Source organism: Bacillus sp. NTK034 (genome assembly GCF_017303275.1).
Lineage (GTDB): Bacteria > Bacillota > Bacilli > Bacillales > Cytobacillaceae > Cytobacillus.
Genome location: NZ_JAFKOJ010000002.1, coordinates 37,485 through 56,181, shown reverse-complemented (window position 1 = coordinate 56,181; position 18,697 = coordinate 37,485). Strand labels below are relative to the sequence as shown.

At 39.6% G+C, this 18,697-nt stretch carries 23 protein-coding genes; 15 read left to right on the top strand and 8 right to left on the bottom strand.

Annotated features, from left to right (window positions below):
- Positions 1 to 18: 18 nt before the first annotated feature.
- On the bottom strand, positions 19 to 264 hold the full coding sequence (locus JI665_RS06380) for a hypothetical protein (protein WP_206837888.1): 246 nt from the start codon (positions 262 to 264) through the stop codon (positions 19 to 21).
- Positions 265 to 542: 278 nt separating this feature from the next.
- On the opposite strand from JI665_RS06380, the gene JI665_RS06375 reads away from it, so the two are divergent.
- The 3 genes from JI665_RS06375 (at position 543) to JI665_RS06365 (ending at position 3,436) form a co-directional block, all read left to right on the top strand.
- Entirely contained in the window at positions 543 to 749 is a 207-nt protein-coding gene (locus JI665_RS06375) for a heavy-metal-associated domain-containing protein (protein WP_206837886.1), read from the top strand.
- A gap of 150 nt (positions 750 to 899) precedes the next feature.
- Positions 900 to 2,378 (top strand): S41 family peptidase, encoded by a 1,479-nt coding sequence (locus JI665_RS06370; RefSeq protein WP_280516069.1) that lies wholly within the window; start codon positions 900 to 902, stop codon positions 2,376 to 2,378.
- A gap of 128 nt (positions 2,379 to 2,506) precedes the next feature.
- The gene (locus tag JI665_RS06365) at positions 2,507 to 3,436 is read left to right on the top strand and encodes an LCP family protein (protein ID WP_414635264.1); all 930 of its coding nucleotides are present in this window, start codon (positions 2,507 to 2,509) and stop codon (positions 3,434 to 3,436) included.
- Positions 3,437 to 3,485: 49 nt separating this feature from the next.
- Here the strand turns inward: JI665_RS06365 and JI665_RS06360 are convergent, their stop codons facing one another.
- Complete coding sequence (locus tag JI665_RS06360; RefSeq protein ID WP_206837879.1) at positions 3,486 to 4,103, bottom strand: class I SAM-dependent methyltransferase; 618 nt, start codon at positions 4,101 to 4,103, stop codon at positions 3,486 to 3,488.
- Positions 4,104 to 4,216: 113 nt separating this feature from the next.
- Between JI665_RS06360 and JI665_RS06355 the strand changes: the two genes are divergently transcribed.
- From JI665_RS06355 to JI665_RS06345, 3 genes are all read left to right on the top strand, one after another.
- Positions 4,217 to 4,618 carry a hypothetical protein gene (locus tag JI665_RS06355; protein WP_206837876.1) on the top strand — a complete coding sequence of 134 codons (402 nt, stop codon included), beginning with the start codon at positions 4,217 to 4,219 and terminating at the stop codon, positions 4,616 to 4,618.
- The gene (locus JI665_RS06350) at positions 4,611 to 5,531 is read left to right on the top strand and encodes a CobW family GTP-binding protein (protein WP_206837873.1); all 921 of its coding nucleotides are present in this window, start codon (positions 4,611 to 4,613) and stop codon (positions 5,529 to 5,531) included. Before JI665_RS06355 ends, JI665_RS06350 begins: the two co-directional genes overlap by 8 nt.
- A gap of 126 nt (positions 5,532 to 5,657) precedes the next feature.
- Positions 5,658 to 6,491, top strand: a complete 834-nt coding sequence (locus JI665_RS06345; RefSeq protein WP_206837870.1) for a hypothetical protein — start codon at positions 5,658 to 5,660, stop codon at positions 6,489 to 6,491.
- A 44-nt stretch (positions 6,492 to 6,535) separates the two neighbouring features.
- On the opposite strand, the gene JI665_RS06340 is transcribed toward JI665_RS06345, so the two are convergent.
- Entirely contained in the window at positions 6,536 to 6,778 is a 243-nt protein-coding gene (locus JI665_RS06340; protein WP_009332565.1) for a hypothetical protein, read from the bottom strand.
- A gap of 117 nt (positions 6,779 to 6,895) precedes the next feature.
- Between JI665_RS06340 and JI665_RS06335 the strand changes: the two genes are divergently transcribed.
- The 7 genes from JI665_RS06335 to JI665_RS06305 all read left to right on the top strand — a co-directional run bounded on the left by JI665_RS06335 (position 6,896) and on the right by JI665_RS06305 (position 12,702).
- Entirely contained in the window at positions 6,896 to 7,162 is a 267-nt protein-coding gene (locus JI665_RS06335; RefSeq protein WP_206837868.1) for a hypothetical protein, read from the top strand.
- 124 nt (positions 7,163 to 7,286) lie between these two features.
- Complete coding sequence (locus JI665_RS06330) at positions 7,287 to 8,267, top strand: YncE family protein (protein WP_206837866.1); 981 nt, start codon at positions 7,287 to 7,289, stop codon at positions 8,265 to 8,267.
- A gap of 1 nt (position 8,268) precedes the next feature.
- Positions 8,269 to 8,943: a response regulator transcription factor gene (locus JI665_RS06325; protein WP_206837864.1), complete on the top strand. Its 675-nt coding sequence runs from the start codon at positions 8,269 to 8,271 to the stop codon at positions 8,941 to 8,943.
- The gene (locus JI665_RS06320) at positions 8,940 to 10,343 is read left to right on the top strand and encodes a sensor histidine kinase (RefSeq protein ID WP_206837863.1); all 1,404 of its coding nucleotides are present in this window, start codon (positions 8,940 to 8,942) and stop codon (positions 10,341 to 10,343) included. The genes JI665_RS06325 and JI665_RS06320 overlap by 4 nt, the downstream gene beginning before the upstream one ends.
- A gap of 16 nt (positions 10,344 to 10,359) precedes the next feature.
- Positions 10,360 to 10,821: a FixH family protein gene (locus JI665_RS06315; protein WP_206837860.1), complete on the top strand. Its 462-nt coding sequence runs from the start codon at positions 10,360 to 10,362 to the stop codon at positions 10,819 to 10,821.
- A gap of 450 nt (positions 10,822 to 11,271) precedes the next feature.
- Complete coding sequence (locus JI665_RS06310) at positions 11,272 to 12,021, top strand: CAP domain-containing protein (protein WP_206837858.1); 750 nt, start codon at positions 11,272 to 11,274, stop codon at positions 12,019 to 12,021.
- A gap of 183 nt (positions 12,022 to 12,204) precedes the next feature.
- A complete protein-coding gene (locus JI665_RS06305; RefSeq protein ID WP_206837855.1) occupies positions 12,205 to 12,702 on the top strand; it encodes a GNAT family N-acetyltransferase in 498 nt (165 codons plus the stop codon).
- A gap of 6 nt (positions 12,703 to 12,708) precedes the next feature.
- Here the strand turns inward: JI665_RS06305 and JI665_RS06300 are convergent, their stop codons facing one another.
- Both JI665_RS06300 and JI665_RS06295 read right to left on the bottom strand, forming a co-directional pair.
- The gene (locus tag JI665_RS06300) at positions 12,709 to 13,197 is read right to left on the bottom strand and encodes an Hsp20/alpha crystallin family protein (protein WP_206837849.1); all 489 of its coding nucleotides are present in this window, start codon (positions 13,195 to 13,197) and stop codon (positions 12,709 to 12,711) included.
- A gap of 13 nt (positions 13,198 to 13,210) precedes the next feature.
- Positions 13,211 to 13,693 carry an Hsp20/alpha crystallin family protein gene (locus JI665_RS06295; RefSeq protein WP_206837846.1) on the bottom strand — a complete coding sequence of 161 codons (483 nt, stop codon included), beginning with the start codon at positions 13,691 to 13,693 and terminating at the stop codon, positions 13,211 to 13,213.
- A gap of 229 nt (positions 13,694 to 13,922) precedes the next feature.
- Here JI665_RS06295 and JI665_RS06290 point away from each other — a divergent pair, with 229 nt between their 5' ends.
- Positions 13,923 to 14,696, top strand: a complete 774-nt coding sequence (locus tag JI665_RS06290; RefSeq protein WP_206837843.1) for an SDR family oxidoreductase — start codon at positions 13,923 to 13,925, stop codon at positions 14,694 to 14,696.
- A 42-nt stretch (positions 14,697 to 14,738) separates the two neighbouring features.
- On the opposite strand, the gene JI665_RS06285 is transcribed toward JI665_RS06290, so the two are convergent.
- Positions 14,739 to 16,103, bottom strand: coding sequence for an MATE family efflux transporter (locus JI665_RS06285; protein WP_206837840.1), 1,365 nt, complete (start codon positions 16,101 to 16,103; stop codon positions 14,739 to 14,741).
- A gap of 234 nt (positions 16,104 to 16,337) precedes the next feature.
- Between JI665_RS06285 and JI665_RS06280 the strand changes: the two genes are divergently transcribed.
- Positions 16,338 to 16,496, top strand: a complete 159-nt coding sequence (locus JI665_RS06280) for a hypothetical protein (RefSeq protein ID WP_206837837.1) — start codon at positions 16,338 to 16,340, stop codon at positions 16,494 to 16,496.
- Between the two features lie 150 nt (positions 16,497 to 16,646).
- Here the strand turns inward: JI665_RS06280 and JI665_RS06275 are convergent, their stop codons facing one another.
- Both JI665_RS06275 and JI665_RS06270 read right to left on the bottom strand, forming a co-directional pair.
- On the bottom strand, positions 16,647 to 17,207 hold the full coding sequence (locus tag JI665_RS06275; RefSeq protein WP_206837833.1) for a GNAT family N-acetyltransferase: 561 nt from the start codon (positions 17,205 to 17,207) through the stop codon (positions 16,647 to 16,649).
- Between the two features lie 313 nt (positions 17,208 to 17,520).
- Entirely contained in the window at positions 17,521 to 18,645 is a 1,125-nt protein-coding gene (locus JI665_RS06270) for an amidohydrolase (protein WP_206837830.1), read from the bottom strand.
- Between the last annotated feature and the right edge of the window lie 52 nt (positions 18,646 to 18,697).

Here is an 18,697-nt window from a genome sequence, read left to right as displayed (position 1 = left end):
AGGCCATAATGGCCTCTTTTATTTTTCTTTTTGCTTGAGACTGCTTTTCCCTGATTGAAAATAGAATATAACAGCTAATATGAGGGGAACAGCGGGAAGTGCTGACAGGAAACGGAGAGTGTTTTCTGCACCTGATAAATAATAGCCTAAGGGAAGCAGAAGAAGGAAGCTTAAAAATGCAAGTTTCCATGACTGATTCATGACTCCGGCAATAAGGCTGATCAATGAAAGTGCGAAACTAAGCCATAATACTGCGCTTATCATAATATTCACCCCTTAAAAAGTGATGGTAGGCTTAAGGTCATTCTGGTGAAAAGGATAGGAGGATGGATGCGGGTATTAAATATGAGACTATATAATAAAATATGGTCTGTACTGGCAAAACATTAATCTTTTATTTTCTTGTTGTCCATATTGAGGGGGAAGTATGATTCCTGAGTGGGCATATATCAAGCCGTCTGCTGTTTACCCGATGTTTATTAACATCCTTAAATGAGGTATTAATAAACGAAGGTTTTACATGGAAAAAGGAGGCACAGACATTGGAAAAATTTTCACTTAAAGTTGTGGGCATGACCTGCAGCCACTGCGAAGAGGCGGTAAAAAATGCCCTTCTCTCCATTGATGGCGTGGCAAGCGTTGCAATTGCCTTTCACGACGAACACATAGAAATCGAGTATGATCCGAAAAAAGCTGATAAGGAAAAACTAATAAAGGTGATAGAAGATCAAGGCTATGGGGTAGCCTAACTTAAAAAGGAGCGCTTTAGCATATTTCGCTGGCGCTCTTTCAAATTTTACACATATGCATTTTTCTTTGTTATTTTTTCGATAAAAATGTTATTCTAATCATTAAGGATTGTACATAGTTATTTTACGGTAACGAAAGTGGTGAAGAGTTTGCAGAATGAAGACCTAAACAAAGGAACTTCCGAAACACCAGATAATAACCATTCAGGTTTTATCCGCATGAAAAAGTTTCATTTTGTCATGCTGCTGTTTTTTATTGTTTTCCTTTCAGCTGGGATTACTACCTTTGCACTGGCTTTTGGTGATGAAAAAGCAGTAGATGTTGGAACAGGCGAAAGAAGGGAATTTGATAAGCTGTATACAGCTTATGATACCCTTAAAACAAACTATTTCCAGAAAGTTGACCAGGATAACCTTATAAATGGCGCTATTAATGGTATGCTTGAAGCGTTGGATGATCCATACTCAGACTATATGAACGAGGAAGAAGCCAAAAGCTTCCATCAGAGTATTTCATCCTCATTTGAAGGAATCGGAGCTGAAATCCAGGAACAGGAAGGCTATATTGTAATTGTTTCACCATTAAAAGGTTCACCTGCTGAAAAAGCAGGGCTTAAACCGAACGACAAGGTCCTGTCCGTTGATGGAAAAAGCCTTCAGGGGATGAGTTCTACAGAAGCCGTTATGCTGATCAGAGGTGAAAAAGGCACTAAGGTAGAACTTTCAGTTCAGCGCCCTGGCGGGAATGAGCCTATGAATATTTCCATTACCCGCGATACCATCCCCCTTGAAACTGTCTATGGGGAAATGCTTGAAGATGGTATTGCAAAAGTGCAGATTACTACCTTTTCGGAAAATACTTCTAAAGAGCTGGTGGAAACTTTGAATGAGCTGCAGGAGCAGGGCATGAAAGGATTAATCCTTGATCTTCGCCAGAATCCTGGGGGCCTTCTGGATCAGGCAGTGAAAATTTCCAGCCTGTTTGTCCCGGATGGCGAGATTTTATTCCAAATTGAAGACCGCAATGGAAACAGGGAAGAAGTTAAATCAACGAAGGAAGAAAACCCGAATATTCCTTTAGTAGTTGTAATTGATAAAGGAAGCGCAAGTGCATCAGAAATTTTGGCCGCGGCAGTACATGAGTCTGCAGATGTCCCGCTTGTCGGTGAAAAGTCGTTTGGAAAAGGCACAGTGCAGCGTGCACAGGACTTCTCTGATGGATCAAACATGAAATTCACAACTGAAAAATGGCTGACTCCGGATGGAAATTGGATTCATAAAAAGGGAATAACACCAGACCACAAAGTGGCCTTGCCTGATTATGCTACACTGCCATTTATTAATCCTGACGCTGAATTAAAGCTTTCTGCTTCTTCAGCACAGGTAAAAGGTGCTCAGCAAATGCTGAAAGCACTTGGATATGATCCTGGAAGAGAAGACGGTTTCTTTGATGAAAAAACAGAACAGGCTGTCAAGGAATTTCAGGCTGCTGAAAAGCTTGAGCAAAATGGAGTATTATCAGGGCAGTCTACCCTTAGACTAATGGAAAAACTCCGTGAAAAAATTGATCAAAATGATACGCAAATTCAAAAAGCAGCTGAAGTGCTGAAAGATCAAATAGAATCTTAAGTCAAAAGCTCTCCATTTTTTGGAGAGCTTTTTTCTATGGATACATGTATTCCTGTTATAGAAAATGGGTATATAAAGCATTCATCTTTCCCACAATGATAGTAAACTTTACTATATGCAGCGCAGGAGTGATTCGCTTGAAGAATATAATAATTGTTTTTTTATTGGCTGCAGCCATCCTGTCGGGCTGTACTTCCTTTCAGCAAAAAGAAGATCGCAATGAGGTAAGGCGGGATACTGCAGCTGATGAGACTGAAAAGGAGGATAAAGAGCCATCAGCTATTGGAAATGGTACGAAAAACTTTTTGCTGATTGGTGTTGATAGCAGGGGAGAAGAGGATTCACGTTCTGATGCTATTCTTCTAGCCAGTTATGTACCCTCTGGAGATTCGATTAAATTGGTCTCTTTAATGAGGGATAGCTATGTTAAAATTCCAGATTATGAATATATGTACAGTAAACTGAATCATGCTTATTATATAGGCGGCAAGGATTTATTAAAGGAAACAATAGAACAGAACTTTGGAGTCCAAATCGATCATACTGCAATTATCGATTTTAAGGGATTTACAAAAATGCTTGATGCCATTGCCCCTGATGGAATTGAAGTGGAAGTCAGTTCTGCAATGATTGAAGATATGGGCTTGGATTTGGAGGCCGGGAAGCAAAAACTTAAGGGGAGCGACCTTTTATCGTATGTGAGATTTCGCCATGATGGACAAAGTGATTTTGGGAGAGTGGACAGGCAGCAGGAAATTTTGATAGAACTTAAAGATGAAGTGATGAATCAATTCTCTTCACCCGCTGGTTTGGCAAGGTTTCCGGAAGTGATAAGCCAGGCATTGAAATACGTTGAAACTGACTTGAAGATTGAGGAAGCAATAGCTTTAGGTGTATCATTTTTAATGGACCCTGTTACTGATATTGAAACGCTGAGAGTGCCCATTACAGACAGTTTTGAAAATAAAACGTATGAGCATGCCGGATCGGTTCTCCAGCTGGATTTTGAAGAAAACTCAGAAGCACTTAAGCAGTTTTTGAAGGCTGAAAAAGAATAGCGCAGATAAGAGCCATAGCGCTATTAAAATGAGGAGCCAGTGGGGCTCCTCATTTATTTTTTCTGCAGACCGCAATCCCAAAGGGATAATGCTTGCCTTCTCTTTTCGGTTCAATAAGAACACTTCTCTGATAATAAAATTCCGTCTCTCCGTATGACTTAAACAGGTCGATGAATTCATCTTCAGTCAGCTGGTGATAGTGGAAAGGCTCTCTCGTTGGTTTTCCCCTTCCAGCGCCGAATGGAGTGGATAAAATGAGAGTCCCTCCAGGCTTTAGCATCTTATAAAGGCTGTTAAGAAATATTTCTTCTGATGCCAGGTGTTCAAGCGTTTCAAAGCTCGTAATTACATCAAAGAATCCTAATTGTTCAGGGAGGGTTTCTTCTTCTGCATTGGCTTTTACATATTGTACAAGAGGATGATAATGGTGCTGCCTGGCATATTTCAGTGTCTCTTCATCCATGTCCACAGCGATAATTTCATTTATTTCTTTTTTCTTGGATTTTGCCATAATTTTTGAGCCGTACCCCGTTCCGCAGGCAATATCAAGGACTCTTCCTCTGGCATAATAAAGGGCAAAATAGTAACGCGCCAAATGTTCCAGTAGCATTCCATTTGTAATCGGCATTTCCTCCGGTATGATTCTTTCTCCGGTATTTTCGAGCATTAACTCCACCATCCTTATTAGAGATTATAGCAAATATGTCTTATGGTTTGTATGGACTGTTAAAATCATATACAATGTGTCATTAGACAGGATAGCTATAAAGAGGTGATCCTTTGAAGCAGATAGTGGAACTTAATGAGCAGACCCGCAATCAAATTTCAGATATAGAACAAAAATGCGAAAAGCTTGCAGAAAAACTTCTTAATAAGTATAAATCAGTCTTTCATGCCGGCGGGGAATATCTGGTAGTGGACCTGATCAGAACCATTAAAGGCCGCAGAGCATCTGATAATGATGTTTTTAAAGTTGATTATGAGTCCATTTTGGAATTGGGAATTGAAACGGAAGATGATTTTTTTCCAAATGCATATATTCCCATCTGGAAATGCAAACAGGAAATGTTTCATTCCGTTGGTTATTTAACAAATCTGGATATTGATTCAATAGAAAAGAAAATGATGATATTGATTGAAGAAATGCTTGCAGACCGTGAAGAAGGGGAAAAATATGAATAACACAGAAATATATATATTATCAGGCTTTCTAGGGAGCGGGAAAACAACACTTCTAAAGCACCTGCTCCAGGATGAAAAAAAGCAAGGCAGGAAAGTGGCAGTTATGATGAACGAGCTCGGGAAAGTATCAATTGACTCAGACGTGGTCGATGAGGATGTACCTTTAAAGGAGCTGCTTGATGGATGCATATGCTGTACAATCTCAGATAAGCTGGAAGCTCAGCTTCAAGAATTATTGGTGGTTGATAAACCGGAAGCGATCTATATTGAAACAACAGGCGCTGCTCATCCCATTGAAGTTCTGGATAGCATCCTTTCCCCCCTCTTTGCAGATCGCATGCTGGTAAAAGGGGTTCTTTCAGTTGTTGACGGTCCCAGATGGCTTAATCGAAAGCAGTTAAGCCCGCAGATTCAGCAGCTCTTACTTGAGCAGGTGCGGCATGCGGATTTAATAATTTTAAATAAAGCAGATGAACTAACCGAAGCGGAACAGGCGCGGCTTACGATGGAAATTCAGGGTCTAAACAGCCAGGCTTTCAGCATCTTAACATCGTACTCAAAGATCGCTGTGAAAGAGGTAAGAGGCATGTCTTCCGGGAATAAGAGCCCCGCATCCCGGTCACATGTTTTTTCTGATCTGCGCTTGAGCACTTTTGTATATAAGTTTCAAAAACCTGTCAATCAGCCTGAATTTGAGGACTTTCTAAGAGGCCTCCCTGATACTGTTTACAGAATAAAAGGATATTTGAAACTGAATTCCTCACAGTACCCGTTTCTTTTTCAGTTTTCTTATGGAATGCCGCTGTATATGCACGAAAACATAAATATGCCATTGAATATGGTTTTTATAGGAGAAAATCTTGACTGGGAAGAAATTGAAAAAAGGTTAAAAACCTTAGAAGGCATTAATTAAGATTAGAAAAATCGCACTCAAATTGTGCGATTTTTTTATTCCTTCAGATGAATGAAAAAAACCTGTTTTTGGGAAACTCAATATATAATGCTGTACCGAAAAAAACATAAAAAATGAGTGGAACTTATGAAAACAATACATGCAATCATGATTATTATTGTTCTTCTTGCTGCGGGAGGCACACATACTACTGCAGCGGAAGAGGGGATAAGCTGGCAAATTGATATGATTCCTTGGGAAAAAGTGAATGGCATATTGCCTAAATACAGTAAATTTACTGTTCTGGATGTTGAAACAGGCAAGAAGTTTAAAGTTCAAAGACGAGCCGGCAGCCATCATGCTGATGTTCAGCCATTAAATGCTGAAGAGACAAAAATGATGAAAAGCATTTATGGGGGAAAATGGAGCTGGAAGAGGAGGGCAATAATTGTTATTAATGGAAATCAGTGGATTGCCGCTTCTATGCATGGAATGCCCCATGGAGGCGGAGCACTGAAAAACAACTTTCCTGGGCACTTCTGTATTCATTTTTATGGCAGTACCACACATCGTACCAATTACATGGATTTATCACATAAGCTGATGATATTAAAAGCAGCAGGAAAACTTGATGAATATCTCTATAATGCAAATCCATATGAAGTAATCAGTGCATTCATGGCTGGATTAAAACAGCAGGATGCCAAGATAGTACAGCCCATTTCCCTCCAGCCCTTAGCCTGGAATAAAATCCTGCCCAGCATAGAAAATGCAAGGCTAAGTGCGATGCCTGTCCTTCCTGCTGAGGATTTGACAGACGAGCTGAGCCTGGAAGTGCCGGTGGAAGCAGACTGGTTTATAAAAAACCGCGGCAGAGTGCATTTTCGAGGCTGCATCTATCTTGTTCGCTATTCACAAGCGGACCCATGGAAAGTGGACAATAAAAGATTCCTTAAGGAGAATAAGTTAGTGAACGAATAAAAGCTTGAGAATAAAATCTCAAGCTTTTATTCGTTTTAGCAAAACTACTGTTTTTCGCCAAATTTGATGAATGTGCGTTCGTCTTCCACAAGCCCGCAGGCCGCACACTGCACTCTCTTGTCAGGGCCTTTATAAGGCATATGGAATGGGGACAGCTGTTCACTGCTGTACTCTTCCAATACATTCCCTGTCTGGGGATCCATTTTGATGGATTGAGGCACCTGCTGAATAATATTGAATCGGCTTCTGTTGGTTTTACAGTTTGGGCACCGATAAGGTGAATTCATTAACTCATTCTCCTTTCTGGCATATTAGCTATATTTTTTGCATTTATAAAATTATTTATGTAAAAATACATCTAAGGAAATATAATGGTTTCCTGTTTTGGAAGGGAAGTGGCAGTAATGAGTGCAGACTATGAAAAGCTTTTGAATGAATACCGGAAGCTTTGGAATAACCGGAAACTCGAAGAGAATCATAATGCTGAAATTATATTGAAAGAAGCGATCTCCAGGGAACTAAAGGATGAAAATTCACATCCTAGAGTCCGTAAGACGATCTATGAAAAATTTTACCTGGCGGTTAAGAGGATAACACACTCAGAGTTGGATGAAACATCAAAAAACGCACTTATCCAAATGCATATCAATGAATTTGAATGTTTGAAATAGGAAGGGTAAGCTTCCTATTTTTTTTTTGAATTCAGCAGGTTTTCTATAGGTTTCAAGATCCTTTCACATTTATCTCACAATATTAAGGTAAGATGAAGATAAGATAGTCATAAGGAGAAATGGTATGTTTAAAAAAAATTATTGGTTTTTATTATTATTGATATTAACCGCATTCCTTACTTCCTGCTCAGAAAAGAGACAGCCTTCAATTCCTGAAGATATAACTTTTGCTGCTACAGTGAATATCAAGGATATGACCTTATCTTTTGTGGATTTGGCTAAGAAGGAGCTGGCGGCAGAGTGGATCATGGAGAAACCTTATACAGGGGCACTAATTCTCCCGGACAATGATTCCATTCTACTTTATGGAAAACAGCTTGAAACGGCAGATCAATACTCCTTAAAGGAGGGAAAACTGATTGATAGCTGGGAGACAGGAGAAGGTATCGTCAATGGCATCCTGCTTGATACTAATGAAATAGCTTTTGCAGATCAAAACTTAAACAAAATTAGGTTCTTTAATTTAAATGGAGAAGAGGAAAAACAGGTCGAGACGGAAAGAGATCCGCTTACCCTCCTAGAATATGGTGAAGAGAATAAGTTATTTGTCCTAAGCTTCAATCATGAAAAACTGGGAATTATCGATCTTGAATCAAAAGCAAAAAGCGGGGAATTTACAATCCATCCTTCAGCAGCCGGTGCCTGGCTTAATGAGAAAAGCGGTGAAATCTGGATTGGCGGACATGGAGAAGGAGTTGAGATTGAACAAAATATCCATGTGTATGACACTGAAACCGGGGAGTTGATAAAGCAAATTCCAGCTGCTTATATGCCGATTAATTTTCTTGGACATGAAAATCATGTTTATGTCTTAAGCCATGGATCAAATATGTTATATAAAATTAATGAATCAGGGGAAGAGGCTGCCTCTGTCTCGGTTGCAGCAAATCCTTTTGAAATGGCTTTTGCAAAAGATATACTTTTGGTCGCCGGTTATGACAGCAATGATTTACATATACTAGATCCAAAAAATTTAAAAACGCTTAATAATATTAAGGTTGGAGAAGGCCCTTTTAAAATAGTCATTAGGGAGAGTGTAAAATGACATGCTGAATATCCTGATTATAGATGATGAAGCAGATATGAGGCATTTGATTGAAATGTACCTGGGGAACTCAGGATTTACATGCTTTTCAGCAGAAAGCAGCTTTGAAGCATATGGCATACTTGAAAATAATGTGATGGACTTAGTTATTCTGGATATAATGATGCCGGGTGAAGATGGATTTGAAGTATGTTCTCGAATCAGGAAAAAATCAAATGTACCAATTATATTTCTCTCTGCAAAGGGAGAGGAATGGGATAAAGTGAAAGCCCTGCAGTTAGGGGGGGACGACTATATTGTCAAACCCTTCAGTCCTGGAGAACTTATTGCCAGAATGAATGCAGTTCTCCGAAGAACCGGCGGATTAAAAAGTGACATGGATTCTATTCAGATTGGAAAGATCACAATTGACAAAAAAGCAAGGAAAGTCTCAGTTGCGGGTAAGCAGGTCACGCTTACTCTTAAAGAATATGAACTGCTTCTATTTTTTATCGAACATAAAAGCCAGGCATTAAGCAGGGAGCAGCTGCTAGAATATATATGGGGCATGGATTATACAGGAAGTTTACGAACAGTGGATACTCATATAAAAACGCTGAGAATGAAGCTTGGGGTTGGGGACTATATCCAAACAGTCTGGGGAGTAGGCTATAAATTCGAGGTGCCGAGTGAATGAAATTCCTGACGAATAGCCTGGCAAAAAAAATGTGGCTGACCGTGACAGCCGCAATTATCATAACGATCTTATATTCCTACTTTTTATCTTATTTATTTTATGAAAAAATCTATGTGGAAAATGTCAGGGAATCCCTGCTTACTGAAGGGAGGAGCCTGTCGTCAGAATACAAGGGGGGTCCTTTGACAGAGGATCTCAGGGAAAAAATCGATTGGTATAATGCAAAATCAGAAACAGAGGTTTTTATTGTCAGTAATCCTAGAGAGCTTAGTGCCTGTCTGCCTTTTGAAATTGACTATCAGACACTAATTAGTGAAGAAGAACGTGAAGAGCTGCTAAAAGGCAGCACAGTTGAAAAATTGGGCTATGAAAAAAGGTTTGACCGAAAAATTATGGGTGTCATTATTCCGCTTCTCGATGATAATCGGCTCCAGGGCATAATATATTTATATGTTCCCCTGGCAAAAATTTCTGAGATTACCCAGGATTTTGCGTATCTTTGGTTTGCAGCCGCGATGATTTTTACAGTTATCAGCATCATTTTAGGAACCATGCTGGTTAAAAAACTGACAAAGCCCCTATTGGATATGAAGGATGCAGCTGACCATGTTTCAAAGGGGTACTATGATATTCATTTAGAAATTGATTCAAAGGACGAAATTGGCCAGCTGGCAAATGCATTTAATCATATGTCCTCATCTATACAAAAAGAAGATGAAAAGAAAAAGGACTTCCTGGCAAACGTATCGCATGAGTTAAGAACCCCTATTAGCTATGTAAAGGGCTACAGTGAAGCACTCATTTCCGAGATGGCAGAATCTGAGGAGGACAGGCAAAGATATTTGCAGCTGATACTTAGAGAGTCAAAAAGGATGGAACGTTTGGTGGGAGATCTGCTTGATTTATCTAAGCTTGAATCCGACGAATACAAACTCGAAAAAATGCCGCTCCCTTTGGGACAGCTTATAGAGGATGCTATTGAAAAATACAAGCCTATCCTCCGTGATAAAAATTTGGATTTACAATACTGCCTGGATCCTGAAGTAATCATCAACGGGGATGAAGGCAGGATTGAGCAGATTATCCAAAACATAATGGACAATTCTATTCGGTATACAGCCGAAGGCAGAATCATGATCCGTTTATCTCAAGAGATAGATAAATGCATAATTGAAATAGAGGATACAGGGATAGGGATTTCTGAAGAACATTTAAGCAAGATTAAACAAAGGTTTTATAGAGTAAATAAAGGCAGAACGAGATCTGATGGCGGTACAGGTCTTGGTCTTGCAATTGCAGAAAAGCTAGTTAAGCTCCATCAAGGTGAGCTTACTGTTTTAAGTGAATTAAATAAAGGAACGACGGTTAGGATTGTGATGCCGCTGTTCGAAATAAGGTAAGATAAGGAGATTTATGATGAAGAAGCTAGTAAATATCTGGCTCCCAGTGATGCTCATGGTAATCCTGACAGCCTGCAGCAATAATAATGCAGCTGAGGAAGAACCGCAATTTCTGGAAGTCGAGTTATCGATTAATCCTGAAAAAGGACAAGTAAATGAGCCGGTGGTTTTTGAAGCAAACGTTACATATGGGGAAGAAGAGGTCACGGATGCAGACGAGGTAAAGTTTGAAATCTGGAGAGCAAATGCGGAGGAACACGAAAAAATTCTTGTTGAACATGCTGAAAATGGGATTTATCGTCTCGAGAAAACCTTCGAGGAAGAAGGAACCTACTATATATACTCACACGTAACGGCACGCAGGATGCATAATATGCCTAAAAAAGAATTTGTTATCGGCCAGCCTAGTGAACCTGAAGAAGAATCAGGCAGCCCGAACATGGAAAATATAGATGAGAGTGGTCATGGCAGCCATTAAAAAGCAGCAGCATCTGCTGCTTTTTGTTTTGGGTCTTGTTACTCTGCAATAGCTTTCCTTTAGGGGGATAAATACCCAAATCCGGGCACATATACCCACAACATTTGTTACAATGGTGTAATAAAAGTAAAGAATAATGTCAGACTAAAAACCTGTCAATAGTGATCTTTTAGTATATAAATGGTATTTGTTCAGAGCCGCTTCCACTAAAGAGAAAAAAATCCAATCCTACAATTACCCATTTATGAATATCCCTAAACCTATTAATATAAGGATTTATGAAAAGTTGCAGCCCTAATTTGACTAGTTTAAAAGTCTCGTAGGGGTGCCGAAATCAGGTATTTGTCAAATCTGTCCAAAATTATTACGAAAAACCCTGTGATATGATGATTGTGCAAGTCACACAGCACCACACAACAAAGAAAACAAACACAGGGAGGATTTATATACATGAATAAGAAAGTTATTTACTCAGTAGCAGCGGCAGCAGCATTACTAGTATCAGCACCAGGAGCTAACCAGGCGGACGCAGCTTCAAATTGTCCTACTCCTGAGCAAGCTAAAAAAATCGCAGTTTCTCAATCTGGCAACCTAAGCCAGGAACAAATCAATAACATTCTTCAAAAATACCTTAAAAACTACAATATTAATTGGGGAAATGTTCAAGTAAATAAACAGGAAGCTCAGAAGCCGGCAGCTCCGGCAGCTCCAGCAGCACAGCCTGCAAAAGCACAAGAAACAGCAAAAGCTCCGGCACAGCAGCCTGCACAGCAGCAAACACCTGCTGAACAGACAAAAGAAGCAGCACCTGCAACTTCTGAAGTAAGTGCTTACGAGAAGAAAGTACTTGAATTAACTAACCAGGAACGTGCAAAAGCAGGAGTGCCTGCACTTCAATTAGATGTTGAATTAAGCAAAGTTGCTCGTGAAAAATCACGTGATATGCAGTCTAAAGGATATTTTGATCATAACAGCCCAACTTACGGTTCACCATTTGATATGATGAAGCAATTCGGCATCTCATACACTACAGCAGGCGAAAACATTGCTATGGGCCAGCAGTCTCCTGAAGAAGTTGTACAAGCTTGGATGAATAGTGAAGGCCACCGTAAAAACATCATGAATGCAAACTTCACGCACCTTGGTGTTGGCCATGTTGCTGACGGTAACTACTGGACTCAAATGTTCATTGGAAAATAATATATGCTTGAGTGAAAGGCAGCCTCTTAAGGCTGTCTTTTTATGTGTTTTTGCGCTGTCGCCTGGATCCCTTCTTTTACTTTATGATTCAATATAGTATTTACTGCGGCTCTATGTATGTATTCAATCATTCAATGGGACATTAGTAAAAGACACTAAAATCTGAATCAACAGGTGATTTACATGGATATTAGAAAAGGAACAAAAGACGATTTGAACAAAATTATGGACATCGTTAAGAAAACTGTTGCCATTATGGAATCCGAGGGGAATGACCAGTGGAATCGGACTTATCCCCAGGATCAGGATTTTTTAGCTGATGTTGAAACGGGCAATTTGTACACTTTCATCTATGAAGGAAAAGTCGCAGGTTCCATTACTGTTGATCAAATCCAGGCAGAGGAATATAAAAATGCCTCGTGGAGAAAAGATGAGCCGTGTTTTGTTTTCCACCGTCTGGCAGTAGATCCAGAGATCAGAGGTGAGGGAATTGCGAGCAAGTTAATTAATTATGCTGAAGAACATGCTGTCAGTAAAGGGATACCGTATATGAGAACCGATACATACTCGCTTAATAAAAAGGCTCAAAGATTATTTGAAAAAAACGGATATGTCAATGCAGGTACAATCTTCATGGATCGGGAGAACCCTTTTTATTGTTATGATAAACTGCTTGATTAGGTTTTTTTATTCACTTTTTACAAAAATGGGTATTACTTCTTCCTCTTGGAATGAGATGGGAAGAGTAATGGAAAGTATCCCATTTTCGAATGACGTTTCTATTGAATATTTATCAACGGGCATAGGGAGGGTCAGCACTTTTTCAAAGGATCTGCTATGTCTTTCCTTCAGATAATAGCGCAAATGCTGATGAAATGATGAACATTTTCCTTTAATAATTAGTTCATTTTGTACGAGAGATACTTTAATGTCATTGATGCATACACCGGAGAGCTCTGCTTCAATTTTGATATTCCCATCGTACTCATACATGTCACATCGCGGATAAATATCCTGATTTGATAGGAAACGATTGATTTTTTCCTGTTCCAGTCCTGAAAAAGAATGTTTTTTATTGTGACCGGGATTCTCAGGCGATATAAAGGTTTCCCAGAAATCCTGATTTTGATATTGGGAGGACATTTTTATTAGTTCTTTCCATTTTTCCAGTTCCATAAAGATGCCCCCTTTATAAAATTTCCGTTACATCAATTTCCGAAAATTGCATATCGACGTTTTTAGGTATTTTTATCTCCATATACCCCTCTTTGCAGCTGGCTGATGATCCTTTTTTCCTGACAATAGCAGGGAGAGTAATGATGTGCTTATCGTCTTTCTCAGGAATATGTTCAATAATCATTTGGTTGGATGTGTGGTAAAGTTTCATTTTTTTTAACCAGTCCTCGTTTTTGATGGGGAATCTGACAAAAACATAATCATGTGTTTCAAAGACGGAAGCATTCAGTGGTGCAGAATTTGGCTGGTGATTAGCTCCAGGTGCTGCTGTATTAAAGCCCTTCATAAAATCTGGTGTTCCGTTCATTTCCTGCATATTTTGAGGAAACATTTGCCCCATGATATTTCGAACATATTTATCAATATCCTCCGGTTTCATTTGATGGGGAGGACTTTTCATATCTTTATTAAATGGAAAAAGGTTCCATGGAAACATCCTTCTCATCCTTTCCATGCTAAGCTGCCGGCTAGGCTAATGATTCATCACTATGCCATATATTCTATGCGGAGAAACGCCTAACCGTTAATAATGGATTTTTAAGTTTTGCAAAGCCCCTGTTGCTGAAAGTGAAAAAAACTTCTTATTATTTGCATTAATACACTGTAATTACTAGTATATTGGTATTGATGTATATAAAATTTATTAAATACTGAGGGGTAATTTTGTGAGAAATAAAGCAGCTTTAATCACGGGAGGAGCAACAGGAATCGGGAAAAGAACGGCGCATGTGCTTGGCGCAAAAGGCATCGATCTGGTGATCAATTACCGTAGCAGTCAAAAGGAAGCTGTCTCATTATGCCGGGAACTGACCAAAAAATATGGAACTAAAAATATTGCTCTGCAGGGAGATATTTCTATACCAGCCGAATGTGTAAAAATGTCAGAAGCTGCTTTTTATGAATTCCCAGTCATCGATATAGTCATTCATAATGCAGGCCCTTACGTACATGAAAGAAAAGAGATGCTGGATTATACCTTCGAACAATGGAATTATCTGATTAATGGGAATTTAAATGCGGTATTTTATTTATCCAAATTATTTATCCCGAAAATGAGGGAAATTGGATGGGGAAGGATTATTACAATTGGATTTGATCGAGTAGAATCAGCTTCGGGCTGGATCTATCGTTCCGCTTTTGCGGCTGCAAAAACAGGAGCTGCGTCTTTGACGAAATCTATTGCACTTGAAGAGGCAGGGAATGGAATAACCGCAAATATGGTTTGTCCAGGAGATATTGTCGGGGAATGGAAAGAAAAAAAAATTGAAGAAGCTGCTGAGGTTCAGGAAAATGCATCACCAGTTGGAAGACCGGGAACAGGTGAGGATATTGCCCGTGTAATCAGCTTTCTGACAGATGAAAAATCCGATTTTATTACAGGCAGCATTATCCCGGTTACAGGGGGAAAAGACGTACTTGGTAAAATTTATCAGGGGTAAACTTATAAAAAAGGCAGAAGAACTGAATTCTTCTGCCTTTTTTTAAACTTTCATGGATGCTGGATATTTTTTGTTTTGAAGAAAAATCAGCCGGCTTGTTAAAGTAATGGCGCCAGCTGCAAGTCCTGTAATTAAGCCGATCCAATAACCATATGCCCCCCAGTTTGTATAATTGGCAAGATAATAACCAAATGGCAGACCGATGACCCAATAAGAAATAAGTGACATAATAAAGGTTACGTTTACGTCCTTATACCCTCTTAATGCTCCCTGAACAGGTGCCTGAATGGCATCTGAAAGCTGAAAGAACATGGCATAGATTAAAAAATGGGCCGTTAATTTTAATACATCGCCGTCTTTTGTATAAATAGATGCAACTTCTTTTGGGAAAGCCAAAAGGATGACTGCACAAATTAATGCCATGATTACGGCAATGCCTACCCCGATCCAGCTGTACTCTTTAGCATCCCTAAATCGTGCAGCCCCTGCTTCAAATCCTACAACTATTGTTAATGCCATTGAGATGCTGAGCGGTATCATATAAAGAAGCGATGCAAAATTAAGGGCAATCTGATGAGCGGCGATAACCGCAGTTTCGAATGTGCTCATTAATAAAGTAACTGCTGAGAAAATGCTTGTTTCGAAAAAAATCGATAAGCCAATTGGGATGCCAATCATTAGAATTTCTTTCCATTTGCTGATTGAAACAGCATGCAAATTCCTGAAAACTCCATAATTCGAGAATGGCGAATTTTTATGAATAATAAAAAATGAAATGAGCATGATCAGCCAGTAAGTAACAGAAGAAGCATAACCAGCACCTGCTCCTCCGAGTTCTGGAAATCCCCACTTGCCGTATATAAGCATATAGTTAAACACAGCATTTATCGGCAGTGAAAGAAGAGTAATGATCATACTGACCCTGGTTTTTCCAAGAGCGTCAATAAACGATCTTAATACATTGTAGACAAACAGGGGAATCAATCCTGTGCTTAAGGCTGCAAGGTAGTTGAAAGCTGTGTCATGGACCCTGTTTTCGAGATTCATTCCACTTAAGATTGGATTTAAGGAGAGTGCTCCACCGGCGAATACAAGGACGGCCATAATGATGGAAAGATAAACACCCTGAATGACAGAAAAAGCAACTTCCTCACTCTGTTTCTTTGCTCCCACCAAGTGGGATACGATCGGTGTAACTGCAAGAAGTATGCCGCTCAGACCGGTGAACACAGGGACCCAAAGTGAGGATCCAATCGCTACACCTGCCAGGTCCTGTGAATGATAGCGGCCGGTCATTAAAGTATCAATAAATGTCATGGAGTACATCGCCAGCTGGGTTACTAGTATTGGAACTAAAATCACCAGCAGCTGATGCAGTTTTTGTTTTTTGCTGTATGTCTGATTCATGAATCTTTCCTCTTTCTATAAAGTAACTAGAGAATTATATCATACTAAAGAGAAGCCGGCTCAAATCCAGGCCTTTTATCCAGGGAAAACAGCTATAGTAGAATAGGCAATTGATAAATTAAAAAAGTTTAAATTATGTGAACTTTTTAATAATGGGAATAAAAATCTTTCAATCGGCGAGTATAAATATTAAAAGCAGCCATTTCCAAAACTTGACTTGAAGGAGGCAGAAAGATGAGCTTCAATATAAATAGGATTAATCCAAATCAGACTCAAGTTTCATTTGTGGACGGACGTTTTGAAACACTTACAAATGAAGAGCTGGAAGAATTGCTGGCCCATTACGGTATAAGAGAAAAAACAGATGAACCGGAATCCAATATTATCAATTGAAAGAATAATAAAAAGCACTTGCTTCTATGCAAGTGCTTTGCGTTTTTATTATTTATAGAGTATATATCTTTGTACTTCGAGAGCTGTCTAGCTCCAGCGCCTAGCCCCCCCTCGAGGTGTCTGGGGTGGGCAAGGCCCTTCCGTTTTCTTTTAAGCCTCCAATAATTGGGACGATTCTTGGACTGCTGCTCCATGACGCATTACATGAAGAGTATATAGATCTTTTGGGATCTCATATAAATTGTAAATCTTTTCAGTTGCATTCAGCTGGTCATAAACAGACTTTCTTGTTTCATTTGCAAGAATGACATAAGGAAGCTTTTCTGCAGCTTTTTGCGAGCGGATATTTTCTTTACGGATCCGCATAAAGATTGTTTCAATGCCGGCTTCAAAAAAGAGCTCTTCAAAGAAAGCATCTTTTGCTAATTTGTTATAGCCCTTCCCATGATAGGGCTTGCCAAGCCATGTGCCTAAGAAACCGGCATTTTCCTGGATGTCATACAAATTGATCGTCCCAATCGGAGCGCCCCATTCATCAAGAATTGTGCGTGAAATCAATTCACCGCGTTCTTCTGCTTCGATTGTCTGCTTTGTAATAAACATAAACTCATCATAACAATTGGCTTTTTGGCGAACAAAAGGGAAGACATCAGGGTGCGTCATTAAATCAAATAAAGCATGGCAGTCGTGAAGATCACGTTTCTTGAGCATAGGATATCCCTCCAATTGAGGGCAGTCCTACTCCATGCCAAATAGAGCCTTCGGTCCACCCTCGAAATTTTTTATTATGCTGCTAAAAAATTTCGGGGTGGGAATCGAACCCACTAGAACCAGATAACTGGTGGCGCACCATTTGCCTTCCCTATTACTATCGTTTCCGATATTAGATTGTCTGTCATAAAGAAGCAAAATTTTCACTTCACTTTAGGTATAATACTAAAAAAAAATCAAAAAGGAAATAGGTTTTTTGATTATTTTTTTTGCGATTTTATGTCAAATTACACCAGCGATATTCGACACAGGTTCACGATTCCCTGTACACAAAATTTCCGCCTATCATTGTCCATTTCGGCTTGGAAAGAAAGTGAAATGGGTGATGGTTCCACAAAACTAAATCGGCATCTTTTCCTTCCTCAATGCTCCCAAGCTGATTATCGATCCTTAGGTTTTTTGCCGGCAGAATGGTGATTCCTTCCAAGGCCTTTTGTTCTGAAAGGCCTTCCCGGACTGCAATAGCTGCACACATATTTAAATACTGCACAGGTGTGTAGGGATGATCTGTAGTGATTGAAACTTCAACACCATGCTCTGTCAGCTGCTGGTACGTTTTCCAGGTTTTGTTCTTCAACTCCACTTTGGACCTTCTTGTTAAAGTGGGCCCGACTGATACCTTTAAATTCAACCCTTCCAATTCGTCCGCAATTAAATGGCCTTCTGTACAATGTTCGATCCGAAGATCCAGGTTGAATTCTTCTGCAAAGCGGATTGCAGAAATAATATCATCTGCCCTGTGCGCGTGAATCCTGACGGGAATTTCTCTTTTAAGCGCTTTTACAAGCGGTGAAAACCGAAAAGAGTCAGGGTTATCGCACTGTAAAGCTTCATAAAAGGCTTCCCGCAGCATACCCATTATCCCCATTCTTGTAATTGAATCCTTGTTGCCATGGCTGTGAATCCGTTTTGGATTTTCTCCAAGGGCAATCTTAAGTCCGGCTGTTTCCTGGATAATCATTTTGCTGATATTTTTTCCTGCAGTCTTAATAACAGAAGTAGTTCCCCCAATTACATTGGCACTGCCTGGCATAATATGGGCAGTTGTTATGCCATATTTCACAGCATCGGCAAATGCGGGATCAAGAGGATATACTCCATCCATAGCTCGAATGTGCGGGCTCAACGGTTCAATTGTTTCGTTGGCATCATTGCCTGCCCATCCGGTGCCTTCATCATACAGTCCCAAATGAGTATGAACATCTATGAAGCCCGGAAGCAGGTGGTGGCTATGGCAGTCAATAATTTTTACATTAGAATCAGACTTCAAATTCTTGCCTGTCTTTAATATTTTTCCGTTCTCAACTAAGACATCCCCATGAAAAGCAGGGGAAGCAATAGGGTAAATGAATGCGTTTTTTAATAAAATTTTCATCACATGGTCTCGTCCTTTGATCCTGTAGTATTTGCTTTATTTTACAAAAATGAAA

Excerpts from the sequence above, each read along its gene's own strand:
- JI665_RS06325 (WP_206837864.1), top strand. The coding sequence starts at position 8,269 with ATGCTGAATATCCTGATTATAGATGATGAAGCAGATATGAGGCATTTG.
- JI665_RS06300 (WP_206837849.1), bottom strand. The coding sequence starts at position 13,197 with ATGGAACTGGAAAAATGGAAAGAACTAATAAAAATGTCCTCCCAATAT.
- JI665_RS06315 (WP_206837860.1), top strand. The coding sequence starts at position 10,360 with ATGAAGAAGCTAGTAAATATCTGGCTCCCAGTGATGCTCATGGTAATC.
- JI665_RS06335 (WP_206837868.1), top strand. The coding sequence starts at position 6,896 with ATGAGTGCAGACTATGAAAAGCTTTTGAATGAATACCGGAAGCTTTGG.
- JI665_RS06350 (WP_206837873.1), top strand. The coding sequence starts at position 4,611 with ATGAATAACACAGAAATATATATATTATCAGGCTTTCTAGGGAGCGGG.
- JI665_RS06360 (WP_206837879.1), bottom strand. The coding sequence starts at position 4,103 with ATGCTCGAAAATACCGGAGAAAGAATCATACCGGAGGAAATGCCGATT.
- JI665_RS06285 (WP_206837840.1), bottom strand. The coding sequence starts at position 16,103 with ATGAATCAGACATACAGCAAAAAACAAAAACTGCATCAGCTGCTGGTG.
- JI665_RS06320 (WP_206837863.1), top strand. The coding sequence starts at position 8,940 with ATGAAATTCCTGACGAATAGCCTGGCAAAAAAAATGTGGCTGACCGTG.
- JI665_RS06330 (WP_206837866.1), top strand. The coding sequence starts at position 7,287 with ATGTTTAAAAAAAATTATTGGTTTTTATTATTATTGATATTAACCGCA.
- JI665_RS06340 (WP_009332565.1), bottom strand. The coding sequence starts at position 6,778 with ATGAATTCACCTTATCGGTGCCCAAACTGTAAAACCAACAGAAGCCGA.
- JI665_RS06275 (WP_206837833.1), bottom strand. The coding sequence starts at position 17,207 with ATGCTCAAGAAACGTGATCTTCACGACTGCCATGCTTTATTTGATTTA.
- JI665_RS06295 (WP_206837846.1), bottom strand. The coding sequence starts at position 13,693 with ATGTTTCCATGGAACCTTTTTCCATTTAATAAAGATATGAAAAGTCCT.
- JI665_RS06380 (WP_206837888.1), bottom strand. The coding sequence starts at position 264 with ATGATAAGCGCAGTATTATGGCTTAGTTTCGCACTTTCATTGATCAGC.
- JI665_RS06310 (WP_206837858.1), top strand. The coding sequence starts at position 11,272 with ATGAATAAGAAAGTTATTTACTCAGTAGCAGCGGCAGCAGCATTACTA.
- JI665_RS06280 (WP_206837837.1), top strand. The coding sequence starts at position 16,338 with ATGAGCTTCAATATAAATAGGATTAATCCAAATCAGACTCAAGTTTCA.
- JI665_RS06345 (WP_206837870.1), top strand. The coding sequence starts at position 5,658 with ATGAAAACAATACATGCAATCATGATTATTATTGTTCTTCTTGCTGCG.
- JI665_RS06305 (WP_206837855.1), top strand. The coding sequence starts at position 12,205 with ATGGATATTAGAAAAGGAACAAAAGACGATTTGAACAAAATTATGGAC.